Here is a 15,786-nt window from a genome sequence, read left to right as displayed (position 1 = left end):
TTGTGATGCGAAAATCAGTCAGGGGAATGCACAAAGGAGAGAGACGTTCTTCAAAGCAGGGTACATCTCTTGAATTCTCCGATTTTCGGACCTATGTCCCTGGGGATGATCCAAGACTAATAGACTGGAATGCCTTTGCCAGGACACAGAAACATTATATCAAGCGCTATCTTGATGAGCAGGAACTGTTCGTTACCATCTACCTGGACTGCTCGAATTCGATGATGATTCCCGCCGGGAAATGGGAGACGGCCAGATCCCTGGCTGCCTGCCTTGGATATATGTCCTTAGTGCATGATGACAGGGTTTCCGTCTATCCCGCGGGAAGCGGATCTCCTTCTTTTTTACATAAGAAAGGCAGAGCCTTCGCTGGAAGACTGCTAACCTATTTAGCGGAATTGAAAATCTCAACAGGCTCAGAGAAATTTTGGACAAGACTGGCAGAAATTCAGCAAAAAAGAAACGGCCTGAGTATCATTATCAGCGATCTTCTGGAACCGGTGGATGATATAAAAGAAGCTTTGAAAAGGATGCAGGCTTCCAGACAGGAAATCAGGATCATACAGGTTCTAAGCACGGATGAACTGGAGCCTTCCTATCAAGGGGACCTGAAGCTTGTCGACAGTGAATCCAAAGAGCTGAGAGAGGTTTCCATCAGCAGGAAAGTGCTGCAAGAGTACGATGAACGATTGCAGGCGCATAACGATGAATTGGAAAAATTCTGCCGTGAAAGAGGAATTGGTTATCTGCAGTGCTCATCCGGACAGTCCCTTGAGGAACTTGTTTTTCTTCTATGGCAGCAAAAGGATGGGTCATGTGAGGTGAGAATATGGGATTTTTAACGCCATCTTTTTTATGGCTGGGAGGCTTCCTGGCCATATTGATTTTATTTTATTTATTTCGTAAAGAATTCACAGAAAAAGAGGTTTCTTCTACCATTCTATGGGACCATCTCGTCCAGGAGTGGAAAGCGAATAAGTGGTGGAGAAAACTTCAGCGCCACCTTCTTCTTTTGCTGCAGATTTTAATTGTCTGCCTGTTGGTATTGGCAATGGCGCAGCCTTTTTACTCGGGATCAGGAATCAGCGGTGACCATGTGGTAGTGGTCATTGACCCTTCAGCTTCCATGGGGGCAAGGGAAGGAGAAACGACAAGATTTCAAGAGGCAAAAGAGGAAGTCCTGGATCTGGTCGATTCACTAGGAAGCGGCCAGCAGATGAGCCTGCTCTCAGCCGGGAAGGTTCCTCAGCTTCTGTTCAGTGAAGAAACAGATAAGAGCACGATGAAAAGAACGATCAACGAGTTAGTGGTGACTTCTGAGGAAGATACCATGATACAGGCCGCAGGTTATGCTTCTTCGCTGGTACCCGAAGGAGAAGGTGAAATCCACCTCTTTACAGACTCTTTGAAAAAAGAAGAACTGGAAAAGGTTCCTTCATCCCATAAATTCGTTGTTCACAATATAGGGAAACAACAAAATAATCTTTCACTCCGGGGGTTTGGCGCAGCAGAAAAGGCTGGTACCGTAACCGGTGTACTCACAATAGCCAATGAAAGCAAGAAAGACAGCAATGTATCCGTCTCAATAGAGGGGGATGGCGGCAGTGTGACCGAAGATATTATGGTAAAAGCGGAAGCAGTTGAGTTGCTTTATATAAATGACCTTGCTCCATCAGCTTTTTATACAGCGAATATTGTGACCGAGGATGATTATCAAGCCGACAACACCATATCAGCGATACTGGGTGGTTCCGCTGCAGAAGTATATTTAGCGGGAGAAACCAATCCTTTCTTGCAAAAAGTTCTGCCGCTCCTTGGGTACGACCCTGTAGTTCTATCTGAAAACGAAAAGGGAGAAATCCTTTATCCTGATGATTCTCCGGGTGTTTATATTTTAACTGGGTTAGGGCAGGAAGAATGGCCGGCAGGACCTAAATTCATATGGTCTCCTGCCCCTGGAGGTAGCTTCGAGGTCGGAGAAGAAATAAAGACAGTAGATGCCCTTACAGCTGCTGATTCCCATCCTCTTCTCAGTTATGTGGAGATGGAAGACGTTTACCTTCAATCCAGAAAACCTTATACCGCAGGCGGTCTCGACACCATTGTTCGAAGCGGAGATGAAGCGGTAATCAGCAGTGGAACCTATGAAGGCAGTCCTCTGTTGATGGCAGCATTCGATTTGGAGGATTCTGATTGGCCGCTGCAGCCGGGATTTCCAATTTTCATAAAAAACGCCCTGGATTATCTTCAGCAGGAAAGTCAAACTCTTGGGTATGCATTGCCAAATGAAGAAAGGCAGGTTTCCTTTTCTTCTGACAGTAAAACAGCGGAAATCTTCAACCCGCTAAGTAATGAAACATTAGAGAAGGTGCAAATGAATTCGGAATCGATACAAATGCCTGGCACTCCAGGAATTTACGGCCTTAAAGAAACCTCTGATTCCCAATCCAGAGAGCGGTATTTTGCCGTTTTGCTTTCTGAAAAAGAGCAGTCCATTGTACCGGAAGAATCTTTTGCCATAGGCGGCAGTCCTAATGAAGAAGATGATGACGGGACGAAAAGCGTGCATCCACTATGGAAATGGACAGCTCTGTTGGCATTGATTCTGCTGATTCTGGAATGGGAGGTATACCGCCGTGGAATTACAACTTGATCAGCCATTATGGCTATTGCTCCTTCCTGCAGCAACTGTTGGACTGTTTCTATTTTGGAAAAGCCGGACGGGGATCCCCCTTCTTGAAAAGCGGCTGATTCTTACCATACGCTCTTTGATTTTTCTTTTGATCATTCTGGCCTTAGCAGGCATGCAGATCCTGATTCCGGTCAGCGGCGTATCGACAGTTTTCATCGCGGACCAATCTGACAGTCTGAAAAATCAGGAAGAAAAAATCCGAAGTGCCATTGATGAAGCAGCGAAGGAAATGAAGATTGATGACAAATACGGAGTGGTTTCCACTGGAACCTCCTCTGTCGTTGAACGTCCCTTGAAGGAGAAAACAGAGGCCGGCATCCAGTTCCGCAGTGAATTGGATACTTTCAGTACTGATCTTTCCAGCGGGTTGAGGCTTGGGGGAAGCCTGATTCCCTCATACACAAGCGGCAGGGTTGTGCTGCTTTCTGATGGAAATGAGAATACCGGAGACGCGGTGGAGCAGGCAGCTTATCTTAAACAGCAAGGATTGACAGTTGATGTCCTGCCGGTGGAACCGGTATATGGTGAAGACACAGCCATCAGTCTTTTTGAACTCCCGGATACTCAATTTCTGGGGGAAACAGCGAAAATTGAAATCGAATTAGAGAGCAATATTACTACAGAAAGCCGGATCAGAATTTTTGAAAATGAGAAACCGGTAATTGACAGCGAAGTTTCCATAAAGCCTGGGAAAAACCGGTTTGCTTTTCAGCATAAGGCTGCTGAAGAAGGATTCCGGCAGTACAGGGCCGAAGTGATAACAGGTGGAGATACCATCAGTGAAAATAATGAAGCTTTTGCTTTTACTAATGTGGCAGGGGAACCTAAAGTACTGGTCGTGGAGAATACTGCCGGCGAAGGAAGCAATCTTATTGAAACTCTCACTGCCTCGGGTTTGAGGGTGGATGTGATTTCTACTGAAATGCTGCCTACTGTCCTATCAGGCTATGTGCAGTATCAGTCGATTGTGTTTGTCAATGTTCCTGCCACCAAAGTGACGGGACAGCAGATGGATCTCATTCACAGTGCAGTTAAGGACTTTGGAACAGGCTTTGTGATGGCGGGCGGAGAAGACAGTTTTGGTCTTGGCGGCTACTTCAAAACCCCGATTGAAAAACTGCTTCCCGTGGATATGGAACTGAAAGGAAAGAAGGAGCTTCCTTCTCTCGGAATGGTCATCGTCCTGGACAGATCCGGCAGCATGGCCGGGTACAAGCTTCAACTAGCAAAAGAAGCAGCCATCCGGTCTGCTGAACTGCTGAGGGAAAAAGATACATTGGGATTCATCGCATTCGATGACAGGCCATGGCAGATCATCGATACAAAACCCATTGGCGATAAAGACAAAGTATTAGAACAAATCAACGGGCTCACTGCTGGAGGGGGAACCAACATCTTCCCCTCACTGGAACTTGCTTATGAGCAGTTGACTCCGCTCGAATTACAGCGAAAACATATCATTCTTTTGACTGACGGACAGTCGGCAACCTCTCCAGATTATCTTTCAACGATAGGAGAGGGGAAATCAAATAATATCACTCTTTCTACCGTAGCAATAGGGGACGGGGCGGATGGAATGCTTCTCCAGGAGCTGGCTGATGAAGGCGGCGGCAGGTTCTATGATGCCGTTGACTCGTCTACCATACCAAGCATCCTCTCAAGGGAAACTGTCTTAACAACGAGAACTTATATTGAGGATGACCCTTTTTACCCTGTCCCTGTTGGAGGCAGCGGCATGGATGAATTATTTAATGCCGGAATTCCACAGATGAATACGTATGTAGCGACAACACTTAAGGGGCGCGCGGACTCAGTGCTCTTGAGCGAAAAAGAAGACCCCATTCTGGCCAGATGGCAGTACGGAATAGGGAGGACAGCCTCCTGGACATCGGACATCCCTGGGGTATGGTCAGGAGACTGGCCTCTTTGGGAAGGGTGGCCGGATATGTGGAATCAGCTTATCACCTGGACCCTGCCAAACTATCAAAACACTGCATTTGAAATCAGCCAGACTATGGATGGAAACGAAATGAATGTCTCCATAACTCAGCCGGATTTTCAAGCTGTGCCAATGGATGCCGTCCTCGTCAATAATGAAGGAGAGGAGACCACCTCATCCTTTAGAACAACTGGACCTGGAAAATATGAAATGTCCTTTGCAGCTCAACCGGGAACTTACATTCTTCAGCTGAATGAAGCAAACGGGGAAGAAGGGAAAGGATTATTCCGCACAGGAATCTCTGTTCCTTATTCTTCAGAGTACCGGCTCATGGAAACCAACCTTGCGAACCTGGAAAAGATTGCAGAGGCAGGTGGTGGCGAAGTCCTCACATTTTCAGAAAGTCTTTATAAGGATAACCTGCCGAAATCATTTACGAAGTCGAGCATTCACCAATGGTTGATACTGGCCGCTTTCCTCCTGCTATTCCTTGAAATCGCCCTGCGCCGTTTTGGATTGGCAGGCCCGGCAGCAATCTTTGCAAAGAGGAAAGAAAAAAGGACGGAAGAAAAGCAGCAAAACAAGACAATAAAAGTGGAGCATTTCAAGAAGCTTCAAAGCTCGACTGGCAAAAAGAAGGAACCACCAAAAAAGGTGGAGCCGCAGCCTGCTAAATCTCAAACAAATAAGCTGGAAAAGGAACCGCCTCCTAAAAGGGTGCAGCCTAAACCAGCTCAAGAAGCCAATCGCTCAGAAACCATGAACAGGCTTATTGAAGCGAAAAAGAAAAAGAAGAGATGATCAAAGCAGGAAACAAGCGCCGCAATGGGTTTTATCCGTTGCGGCGTTTGCATTATTTTACCAGGAGGGTGAATACAGGTTGCTGAATCTTGATGGGAATGTGTTAACAGAATCGTATGATACAAAAGGAATTTATCTAATCCAAAACGGAAAAGAACAACAGGCAGGAACGACATCAGAACAGCTGACATTCATCGAAGTGAATGGACAAAAAGCAATTGAAAGAGTGCAAATTTTGTCCTCTCACATCATCGGTCATAGAAAAGGTGTAACAATCGTGGATAGGCAGTCTTTGAAACCCATATCGTTTACTGACTTTGTTGATGGAGTTCAAAAACATAAGGCGGTTTATAAGAACGATGTTGTACATCTAACAGATGAACATAATAGAAAATCAGTTCAAGCCATCTCAAACTTTTATGATACTTTTTCCGTAGAACTGATATTGAGGGTGCTGCCTCTGGAGGAGAGTTATTCGATAGGCTTTCAAGGATTTAATCCTGTTTCTGCTTCAGCAGTTGATATCTATGTTGAGACAGCAGGACTGGAAAGGGTTAAGCGAAACTCCGCTGAATTGGTCGATGCCTGGAAGGTTAAAACCTTTTTTGGAGACACCCTTCAATACTATTGGATTGATACCTCCCATAGGGAACTGCTAAAACAATCTTCTGAAATCGGGGAAGGGATTACGATGCAGTTCCGCAGATAGAATCCATAAATTTTTTAAGGAGGAGAGAATGAAATGATTTTGAATGAAACGGTAACGAGCAGGCGGCTGGTTTTAAGAAGGTTTTTGAAGTCTGATTCTGATGAAGTTGCGAGGTTATGTAACAACTATAATATTTACAGAAATACAATGTATCTACCTTATCCCTATTCAAAACAAGATGCTTTGTCCTGGATAGAGACTCATTCACTCAATTTCAGTGATGATAAACTATATGAATTTGCAATTACTGATAAGTGTACGGGGACTCTCTACGGAGCAATTGCCCTGTCAAATAATCACCCTAACCATCATGGTGAAATCGCTTATTGGATCGGAGAAGAGCATTGGGGAAAAGGGTATGCGACCGAGGCAGCGGAAACTATGCTGAAATATGCTTTTACCCAAAAGAACTATCACAAAGTATTCGCTCGTCATTTTGGTTCTAATTCGTCTTCAGGCAGGGTTTTGGAGAAGTTGGGCATGAAAAAAGAAGGAGTCCTAAAAGAGCATATATTGAAAGAGAATCGATATGAAGATCTTGTACATTACGGTATCTTGAATTCAAACTTTACAATCGATGGATTATAAAATAGATGCAGACTTTTGGAGATACATTCAGAAGAAAGTTCCGATTAAAGGGATAAGGGATTTTCACTAAAATACACTCAGTTTCTAAGAGAGTTTCCAATTTAGTTCATCTGTTAAAATCCCAGCCCTTAATTCATAAAATGAATTGAGTGTTATGAGAAACTTTGAAATAATGAAAAAGATAAAAGGTGGTGGATTCACATGTTCAGAAAAATGATATCAAAAGGACCTCTATTTTTAGTAATATACATGTTTTTCTCCTTAATATTTTCCACATTCAATTTATTTCAGAATACAGGAGGACTCAACTTAATTTATTTTTCTCTGAATCTTGCGGGTTTAGCGGCTTCCAGCTTACTCCTTTTTATTATTCATAAAGAAAATAAAGACAAAAAGATAAGTTAAATGATTCTACAGACATCCTTTTAAGGGGAGATTCACATGGAACTCAGATTGCCAGAAAGTATAAAAGAAAACTTTTGGAAGCTATTCTTTTTTGTGATGCTGCCAGTGAGTATTCACACAATTTTTTATGAATGGGAGTTTCAGCATTATGGTTTTAATGAACCTGATGTATATGGAACCTTGTTCTTCGCTCTCATTGTCTGTGCCTGTGAAAGTGCTCTGATCACCGTGTTCCTCTTATGGGTGTACGATATGGTTGTGAAGAGAAAAGCGAAGCAACACATTTTACGGAACAAGGTGGATGAAAAATGATTGATCAAGAGGTAAACTTTTTTGTGAAAAAACTCTGTAGTCATTCCAAGTTAGGAGTTATGCATAAAAGTCCAGAACCTTTAACAGGAGGACTTCTTCATAAAATTTTCAGGGTGGAAACGGATAGGGGTAAATTCGCAGTAAAAATATTGAACCCGCAAATTATGAATCGGCCACAGGCTAGGGACAGCTATATCCATTCAGAGATGGTTGCCAGTTTTTTAGCTGAAAAACTTCCAGCTCTTCCTGCCAAGGTAATCAACGGAACACAACTCCAGAAGTTCGAGGATCAGTACTTCCTTGTTTACGATTGGATTATCGGGAAAACGAAACCACTTTCAGAACTGAATTCCAATCATGCCAGGTTGATCGGTTCACTTTTGGGAGAAATACATAACTCAGATATAGCATTGTGTAATATAAAAATGAACATACCTCAAAAGCACCCGGCTCACAAATGGAATATCTATTTGCAAAAAGGCAAAGAGAATCATTCAGCATGGACAGGCTTACTAGCTGAGAATAGTACGTCTCTCTATAAATGGAGTGCAGCTGCTGAGAAAGCAGCACCAATCCTCTCTTCAGACCTGGTAATCAGCCATAGAGATCTCGATCCCAAAAATGTTATGTGGAACGATAGCACTCCTGTCATCATTGATTGGGAGTCCGCAGGTTTTATCCATCCGATGCAGGACTTGTTGGAGACAGCTCTTTATTGGTCTGTAAATGATATAGGAGAGTTACAGGAAGACAGCTTTTCCTCTTTTCTAAAAGGTTATAAATCTAAAGGGAAAGAGTTAACAGCTGATTGGAAAAGTGTGCTTGATGCCGGCTATTCAGCAAAGCTCGACTGGCTGGAATACAACTTGAAGCGGTCGCTATGGATTGAGTGTGGAGATAAAGAAGAGCAGCAGCTGGGGACGGAGCAAGTGTATGAAACAATCGATGAATTAAAGCGTTATGAGGAACAAATTCCAGATCTATTAAAATGGTTAGATGTAAAATTCACTTGAATAAAAAAGGAGGGATTCACCATGAAGTGGTCAATACTGCAAATCCTGGCTGTATCTCTCATTATTATATTAATGTGGAGCTTGGAAATCATTAGTGAAAACATCAATTTACAGACGTCCTCAGGAGGATGGACGGCTGTTAATTCACCTTTATTAACGTTTGTAATAGTTGTCTTAGTCATGACAGCAATTTATCTTATTTTTCTTTTTGAAGCAAAGAAAGATAGTCCTGTTTTTAGACATCGCATATGGTTGCGAATGCCGGCAGTCCTGGTTGTTGCAGGAGTTTTGTCGGTGATCTTATTTATCCTGGGAGGAACAATCGGTCCTCTAATGGAATGGGTCAGTCAGTGGCGCTTCCTGCTCTATATATTTTTGATTTATTTCCTCTTGATCATTTTCTTGTTTATCTTTTCAATTGAACATAAAAGACAAAAAGGAACGCAGACAGTTGAAAAAACAGTTCATATTTCGTTTGTATGGACGCTTGTATTGCTCTTTGCGTTGTTTTTTCTGCTGTGAGTCAGTTATGGGAAAAGTACTCTTATAAAATTCAAGGAGGTACGAAATGGAGTCAAACTCTTTGAAATCTTTGGGTGGTGAACTACGGGACTTAGAGAGAACGTATAAGGAAGAGATCGAACCTTACCGTTCAGAGCTATGGCATTACTGTTATAGATTGACGAGGTCGCCGTGGGATACAGAAGATTTGGTGCAGGAAACCTTGCTGAAATCATTCTCGATGCTGACTAAATTGTATCAGCCGGTGTACACGAGAGCATATCTTTTTAAAATAGCCTCGAATCTCTGGATTGACTGGAATCGGAAAAATAAATTCAGAAATGAACCTTATAATGGGGTATTCATAAGTGACAAAGCCTCAAGCTTTGATCTGGAGTTGATAGATAATCTTGATTATCTCATAAAACATTTAACACCCAATCAATATGTTTCATTTTTGCTGACTGAAATTTTCGACTTCAAAGCGAAGGAAGCTGCGGGAATGATTGCTTCTACTGAAGGTGCCGTTTACACTAATGTCACCAGAGCCAGGGCCATTTTGAAAAAAGAAATGAACAATCCGGCTGTGAAGAGGAGAAGTAAACCAATCCAGCTTACAGCCAATGATTCAATAGAAACCCTCTTGGAAGGCTTCCGGCAGAAAGACCCTGATATGATTGCCTCCGTTTTGAATGAAGAAATTGTTACAGATATAACTCATGCAGGAATAGAAATCGGACTTTCTGAGACGAAAAAGAATTCTCTTAAGGATTGGAAACAAGTTGTCGACAGCCAATATACACTCGAAGCTCACTATGTTGAATTATGGGGCAGGCCGGTGGTTGCTGAAATGGAGAGAAAACGGGATGGACAATTATACCTCAGTAATATTCATTACTTTGAAGCTGAAGAAAACCATATCACCTACTGGAAGTTCTATTGTTTCTCCTGGGATTTAATGAAGTCAGCCGCAGACGAACTGGAAGTAAAATTGAATGCTGAATATTTTTATCATATTTTCTAAAATTCTCTGTAAGGTTTTCTACACTTTTCTCGTTATTAATAATGTAAGAAAAAAACTTGAGGAGAGTGTGTGATGAACAGTCCTATTAGAAATAGAATCAATACTATCTTTGTTCATGTCAGAGACTTAAAGGAGTCAGTCAGATGGTATGCAGAACTCATTGACCAGCCATACGACCTGAAAACTGTAAAAGATCCTGTATATAACCTGCCTATCAATCATTTCACCGGACTTACGCTGGATTCCGGTCCGGAGGGTGTAAGAAAGGATCCAAGTAGAAGTGACTACCCTTTGTTCAACTTTCATACAGAAGACATAGAGAAAGCTTTTACCTTTGTTAAGGGTAAAGACTATGAGGTGTGTTCAGATATTACTCGGTACGAGGATTTTGCTTTCTTCACTATAAAGGATTTGGATTCTAACATAATCATGATCTGCACAGGATGATCTTCGGAAGAAAGTACAATAAACATTCAGGAGGAATTATATGTTTGAAAGAATTGATACGATTTGTTTGAAGGTCAGGGACATAAAACGGGCATGTGAATGGTATAAAGAAAAACTAGATTGCAGTGTTTCATTTGCAGGTGAAGGATACCGGGTCCTGACGATTGGAAAAGAGGTGGGAATTCCTCTGACTATAGAAGAGGGGGAAAGAGTTCTATCTTCTGATCACAATTATCCTATCTTCTTCACTAAAGATATTCACATAGCGCATAGGAAGCTAATCGATAATGATGTAACTACAGAAAAGCTGCATTTTGATGGAGACAATCATTATTTTACTTTCTACGATTTAGATGGCAACAAATTGCAGGTTTGTCATTATTAAAAATTTGATGTAGTGCTATTTCTTTTTGGGAAGTTTCAGTGCAATTGAATTTGGGATTTATGTGCATAATTCACTAGCTACACGGGTAATACAGACAGGAAAAGAGCCATCCCTTTTTTGAGGTTGTTGTCTATAAGAAAGTCAGCAATGATGGAAATAAGCGGATGCTTGAAAAGTAGAAGAAGATGCGGTGCTTCAGGAAAACTCCTGTCATCTCCGCATCTTCAGGCCCTTGAAGAGAAAGTCTATCTTTCCTGCCGGCTCTCAGCTTCCAATCTTTCCAATTCTGCATGTGTCTGTGGAAATCCATTGGCCTGCCATTCAGAGCGGAAGGCGGAATCCAGTTTGGTTAATCCTTTTTCGGCATCTTCCACATCTGCATTGACACTTTCTTGAACATCGATTTTTATGCTGTCTCTCATATCTGTATCCTGGTAAACGGGGAAGTTATCTTTCTTTCTCTTTTTATACATCGCAGTGGCCAATGCGGCGCTTCCTGCTGAAACTAGCGAACCCATTATAATATTCTTTTCCATTCTATTCATCAGAATCCCTCCAGTTTTAAGAACTTTTTCTGATTAATAGTAAATACCCCTTTATCCAGTTTTTATACTGGGAGATATTACCTTATAAAAAATTTGTATTGGCTAATCCTATTTGTGTTAGCATTCCAGGGCCATCTATGGTACCATTTACCTTTACAGGAAAAGGACGTGAAAATATGATTACAATTGAACTGCCTAAAGTGGATGTTTCCATTACAGAACGACAGCAGGCTGCACAGGAAAATGAACCGGTAATCAAGTCGGTTGAAGGTTTTATCGACCTGCATGAAATCCCTAGAGACAAGGGCGGCATGATCTTGTTTTATAACATTAATGATGAGCTTCTTTTCGTTGGGAAAGCAAGAAAACTCAGACAGCGTGTGAAGAAGCATTTGGAAGACAACGTTTCTCCATTAAAGCCTCATAGAGAAGAAGTGTACCGCATTGATGTCAGCTTTGTAGAAGACGCAATGGAGCGCGAAATCTATGAGACCTACATGATCAACACATTACAGGCTAAGTATAATGTAGATAAAGTATTTTATAAGTAAGAACCAGGATCTATGTTAGGAGAATGTAAAAGGCTTAGAGATAACTTTATCTCTAAGCCTTTTCAGTTTAGCTGCTCACATGAGAAGTAAAAAAATAAATAAGGGGAGAAATTCATCTTATTTAAGATAAAACACAAAAAATATCAGAAATAGAGGGAAAAATTCCCTCTATTTGCTCAGAAAATGTGAAAATGATTCATTTTTCTTAGGATAAGGGGAAAAACTCCCCTTATTTACCCCAAATCGAGTTCCATTCATCAACTTAACGGTAAAAATTCCCCTTAAATTAAAATTACCGCATTAGTATTATTAAAGGTTCTTCAATTAAGAATTACAACCATTTGTATTTTCTGAATAATACTGTTTCTTATGTGTCTGTGGGTTTGCATCTCAGAAGTAACCGGTGCTGGCAACGCGAACCCGGTTTTGTTATGATTTTTTTAACGAAGAAAAAGGCTGTTTTCGCGTAAATTGTGGTTGTCGGAAAATCCCAAAAGCTGGATTTTCCCCCGAATACTAAATTCATATTAAAAAGCTACAAAGTTTACGAAGAGAGCCTAAAAAAAGAGGAGAGGATTGTGTGCAAACAGAAAAAGAAAAGATGCTGAACGGAGAAATGTATGATCCAGCCGATCCATTGCTGACAAAAGAACGCGAAGAAGCCAGAAAGCGTGTCAGGCTATTCAATCAAACCACTGAGACTGAGGGGGGGAAGCGGGTCACCATGCTGAAAGAACTCTTGGGTTCCACCGGGGAGGCAGTCTATATGGAACCGAATATTCGTTTCGATTATGGATACAACACTCATGTCGGAGAGAACTTCTTTGCTAATTTTGATTGCACCATCCTTGATGTGTGCGAGGTTCGTTTCGGCGATAACTGCATGCTTGCTCCGGGGGTACATATTTATACAGCGACACACCCTCTTCATCCGGAGGAACGGAATTCAGGAAGGGAATATGCCAAGCCAGTCAGCTTTGGTAATAATGTCTGGATAGGCGGCAATGCTGTTATAAATCCGGGAGTGACGGTTGGTGATAATGTGGTAATTGCCTCTGGAGCGGTTGTAACGAAGGATATTCCAAATGACGTGGTGGTTGGTGGAAATCCTGCCCGTATCATCAAGAAGCTTAACCTCTAAATGTGACCCTTAAACCCATTTCGATTTGAAATGGGTTTTCTTCATCGCGAACCCAGTCATACACCAGCAAAAATTGACAGGACGATGGAAGCGGTCTGTCTTATACTTATCTTGAAAAGTTTTCGGGTTAAAACTGAGAAGGTGGGATGAGAATGTCAAATTTCGAAGTAAAGGTACTGCAGGCCAGGGGAAGCTCTTTTCATATCGGGCTGAAAACGGCAGAACAAATACATAATCTTTCTATACTTGGCACCTTGCAATCCATTACAAAACCAGACATCAATGTCCATGAAATGAAATCCATTTATGAAAATTATGCACCTCATCTTATACAAGAGCTGGAAGGGTTAGCCGATGGCCTGTCCATCTCCTTTGAAAAAGCTGCCGCCATGTTTAGCGGTTATGACGTTCCTAAAACAGATGCAATGGGATGTTCCGCATTCATGACAGACGAATTCTATGTGCGTAATTATGATTTTGCTCCGGGTTTATATGACGGCTTATTCAGTCTTGTGCAAGGAGACAATGTTTTAGCCTCAGCCGGTTATAATCTTCAGCTCATAGGAAGACACGATGGTGTCAATGAAAAAGGCCTTGCTGCAGGTCTTCATTTCGTCAGCTATAATCTCTATAGAAAAGGAATTTCTCCATGGACAGCCATCCGCATGGTGCTGGATAAATGTTCGTCAGTGGATGAAGCTATTCTTATGCTAAATGAACTCCCTCATGCTGCCTGCTACAATTTTTCTATTGGCGATGGAAAAGGGAACCGAGCTGTGGTGGAAGCGACACCGGAAAACGTGAAAGTGCGAAAAGGGGAAGGCGTTTCTGTCTGTGTCAATCACTTTGAAGAGGAAGAGCTGCAGAACAAAAACCGACCATCATTGGAAGGTTCGCTGAGAAGACGATATCACCTGATGGACCTAAGGAAAAATAACTTAACACATGAACTGGCATTCAATCATTTCCGGAGCAAACAATCACCCATTTTCTTCAGAGACTACGATCAATTATTCGGCACTCTTCATACCTTCTCTTATGGATACCGGGATTCGCGGATTCTTTCCTCTATCGCACAGAGCAGCCAAATCCTCGATATCGACTTCCAGGAATGGGTAAAAGGGAAGGATGCTCCTATTGAGAGCATGGAAGGTTTCATTGAACAGTTATCCAGTGAGTTCTAAAATCTATCCTTTGACAAATAAAACTGTAAATTATACTATTACAGTATCGATTGAAAAGCTTAGACGCCGTTTAAGCTTTTTTACTGAATTAACTGTAACTTATTTGTTTACACTTCAGAATTGCGAATGCCGAAAGAGTACTTGGGCATATTGATAGCATGAATCTTAGAGTACTTGAATTTTTAAAAAGAAAGGATCGTTTTCATGACAAATATGAATATTCCTGTTTCCGTTTTAAATCTTGCACCAATCAGAAAAGGGCAGAACTCTAAGGATGCCATTGATTCCATGGTGGATCTTGCTCAAGAGACAGAAAAAATGGGATACACCCGTTATTGGATCGCAGAACATCATAACACAGCGACGCTGGTAAGTTCAGCGACATCCATTTTAATCAAGCATACATTGGAAAACACAAACTCCATCCGGGTTGGATCGGGCGGCGTCATGCTGCCGAACCATTCTCCATTGGTAGTTGCAGAGCAGTTCGGTACTATGGCAACTATTTATCCTGACCGAGTGGATCTCGGGCTTGGCCGCGCACCCGGTACTGACATGATGACTGCCAGCGCATTAAGAAGATCATCGTCCCAGGAAAATGTCTACACTTTTCCTGATGATATTCAGCAGCTGTTGACTTACTTCGGGCCAGCGAAGGACCAGGGTTATGTCAAAGCCTACCCGGGAGTAGGAACTAATATCCCGCTGTATATCCTTGGCTCCTCTACAGATTCCGCATACCTGGCAGCGAAGCTTGGATTGCCATACGCATTTGCAGCACATTTTGCACCTAGACATATGGAAGACGCTCTGTCGATTTACAGAAGCCGTTTCCAACCGTCAGAGTACCTGGACAAACCACATGCGATCATCTGCCTGAATGTCATTGCATCCGAAACGGACGAAGACGCTAAGCTGCAGGCGACGACCATGCAGCAGTTCTTCCTGAATGTGGTTCGCGGAACACAGAGTCCAATGAGTCCGCCTGTTGAAGATATGGATGCCATCTGGACGCCAGGCGAAAAGCAAATGGCGAAATCCATGACCAGTGTTTCGCTTATGGGCAGCAAGGAGACAGTGAAAGAACAGCTGTCCCGTTTCCAGGAAAAGTATGATGTCGATGAAATCATGGCGGTTTCATATATCTATGATCAGGAAAAACAGGTACGATCATATGAAATCTTTAAGGAAATCGTAGATGGGAGATAAGGAAAGTTGAAAGCAGCTCAATTAGTATATTGGGCTGCTTTTTTATGTCGGTTTTGACTGAAAGCGACTTTTGTGACGCTTATGAGACCATAAATTATGATGGCCTTCTTTTAAAAAATCTTTATCGACCAAATTACGGTAAACTTTTTTCCTGCAAGCTTCTAAAACCGCTTAGGATACCATATCTTCACGATTGAGAAAAATTAAATGCTCTCTAGTGCATTTCCTGCTAAGTTTTTAAAAAGTTCTATAAATTATGAAACTTTTTACACTGAAAAACAGTATAACAAGTATAAACAACTTTATTTTTATCAAGGAGGAATAACATGGGACTCATTTA

General features: G+C 42.0%; 16 protein-coding genes. 15 read left to right on the top strand and 1 reads right to left on the bottom strand.

Annotated elements, in window-relative coordinates:
• The first annotated feature begins 26 nt into the window (after positions 1 to 26).
• The 11 genes from B9Z54_RS08115 (at position 27) to B9Z54_RS08060 (ending at position 10,816) form a co-directional block, all read left to right on the top strand.
• A complete protein-coding gene (locus B9Z54_RS08115; protein ID WP_162785133.1) occupies positions 27 to 842 on the top strand; it encodes a DUF58 domain-containing protein in 816 nt (271 codons plus the stop codon).
• Entirely contained in the window at positions 830 to 2,653 is a 1,824-nt protein-coding gene (locus B9Z54_RS08110) for a vWA domain-containing protein (RefSeq protein ID WP_113927917.1), read from the top strand. Before B9Z54_RS08115 ends, B9Z54_RS08110 begins: the two co-directional genes overlap by 13 nt.
• Positions 2,637 to 5,432, top strand: a complete 2,796-nt coding sequence (locus B9Z54_RS08105) for a vWA domain-containing protein (protein WP_113927916.1) — start codon at positions 2,637 to 2,639, stop codon at positions 5,430 to 5,432. The genes B9Z54_RS08110 and B9Z54_RS08105 overlap by 17 nt, the downstream gene beginning before the upstream one ends.
• The gene (locus tag B9Z54_RS08100) at positions 5,404 to 6,141 is read left to right on the top strand and encodes a DUF3108 domain-containing protein (RefSeq protein ID WP_205207692.1); all 738 of its coding nucleotides are present in this window, start codon (positions 5,404 to 5,406) and stop codon (positions 6,139 to 6,141) included. The genes B9Z54_RS08105 and B9Z54_RS08100 overlap by 29 nt, the downstream gene beginning before the upstream one ends.
• A gap of 33 nt (positions 6,142 to 6,174) precedes the next feature.
• The gene (locus B9Z54_RS08095; protein WP_113927914.1) at positions 6,175 to 6,729 is read left to right on the top strand and encodes a GNAT family N-acetyltransferase; all 555 of its coding nucleotides are present in this window, start codon (positions 6,175 to 6,177) and stop codon (positions 6,727 to 6,729) included.
• Positions 6,730 to 7,170: 441 nt separating this feature from the next.
• On the top strand, positions 7,171 to 7,446 hold the full coding sequence (locus tag B9Z54_RS08085) for a hypothetical protein (protein ID WP_113927912.1): 276 nt from the start codon (positions 7,171 to 7,173) through the stop codon (positions 7,444 to 7,446).
• Entirely contained in the window at positions 7,443 to 8,459 is a 1,017-nt protein-coding gene (locus B9Z54_RS08080; protein ID WP_113927911.1) for an aminoglycoside phosphotransferase family protein, read from the top strand. Before B9Z54_RS08085 ends, B9Z54_RS08080 begins: the two co-directional genes overlap by 4 nt.
• 21 nt (positions 8,460 to 8,480) lie before the next feature.
• Positions 8,481 to 8,981 (top strand): hypothetical protein, encoded by a 501-nt coding sequence (locus tag B9Z54_RS08075; RefSeq protein ID WP_113927910.1) that lies wholly within the window; start codon positions 8,481 to 8,483, stop codon positions 8,979 to 8,981.
• A gap of 46 nt (positions 8,982 to 9,027) precedes the next feature.
• Positions 9,028 to 9,984 carry an RNA polymerase sigma factor gene (locus tag B9Z54_RS08070; RefSeq protein ID WP_113927909.1) on the top strand — a complete coding sequence of 319 codons (957 nt, stop codon included), beginning with the start codon at positions 9,028 to 9,030 and terminating at the stop codon, positions 9,982 to 9,984.
• A gap of 72 nt (positions 9,985 to 10,056) precedes the next feature.
• The gene (locus B9Z54_RS08065; RefSeq protein ID WP_113927908.1) at positions 10,057 to 10,431 is read left to right on the top strand and encodes a VOC family protein; all 375 of its coding nucleotides are present in this window, start codon (positions 10,057 to 10,059) and stop codon (positions 10,429 to 10,431) included.
• Between the two features lie 40 nt (positions 10,432 to 10,471).
• The gene (locus tag B9Z54_RS08060) at positions 10,472 to 10,816 is read left to right on the top strand and encodes a VOC family protein (RefSeq protein ID WP_113927907.1); all 345 of its coding nucleotides are present in this window, start codon (positions 10,472 to 10,474) and stop codon (positions 10,814 to 10,816) included.
• A 245-nt stretch (positions 10,817 to 11,061) separates the two neighbouring features.
• Here B9Z54_RS08060 and B9Z54_RS08055 read toward each other — a convergent pair whose 3' ends face one another.
• Complete coding sequence (locus B9Z54_RS08055) at positions 11,062 to 11,361, bottom strand: hypothetical protein (RefSeq protein ID WP_113927906.1); 300 nt, start codon at positions 11,359 to 11,361, stop codon at positions 11,062 to 11,064.
• Positions 11,362 to 11,537: 176 nt separating this feature from the next.
• On the opposite strand from B9Z54_RS08055, the gene B9Z54_RS08050 reads away from it, so the two are divergent.
• The 4 genes from B9Z54_RS08050 to B9Z54_RS08035 all read left to right on the top strand — a co-directional run bounded on the left by B9Z54_RS08050 (position 11,538) and on the right by B9Z54_RS08035 (position 15,446).
• A complete protein-coding gene (locus B9Z54_RS08050; protein WP_113927905.1) occupies positions 11,538 to 11,912 on the top strand; it encodes a nucleotide excision repair endonuclease in 375 nt (124 codons plus the stop codon).
• A gap of 580 nt (positions 11,913 to 12,492) precedes the next feature.
• Positions 12,493 to 13,053, top strand: coding sequence for a sugar O-acetyltransferase (locus tag B9Z54_RS08045; protein ID WP_113927904.1), 561 nt, complete (start codon positions 12,493 to 12,495; stop codon positions 13,051 to 13,053).
• A gap of 152 nt (positions 13,054 to 13,205) precedes the next feature.
• Positions 13,206 to 14,237 carry a C45 family autoproteolytic acyltransferase/hydrolase gene (locus B9Z54_RS08040; protein ID WP_113927903.1) on the top strand — a complete coding sequence of 344 codons (1,032 nt, stop codon included), beginning with the start codon at positions 13,206 to 13,208 and terminating at the stop codon, positions 14,235 to 14,237.
• Positions 14,238 to 14,441: 204 nt separating this feature from the next.
• Complete coding sequence (locus B9Z54_RS08035) at positions 14,442 to 15,446, top strand: LLM class flavin-dependent oxidoreductase (RefSeq protein ID WP_113927902.1); 1,005 nt, start codon at positions 14,442 to 14,444, stop codon at positions 15,444 to 15,446.
• The last annotated feature ends 340 nt before the right edge of the window (positions 15,447 to 15,786 follow it).

Source organism: Bacillus sp. P14.5 (assembly GCF_003316765.1).
Lineage (GTDB): Bacteria > Bacillota > Bacilli > Bacillales > Bacillaceae_B > Rossellomorea.
Note: the sequence above shows the minus strand (reverse complement) of the source record. Positions and strands in the feature narration are given on the sequence as shown.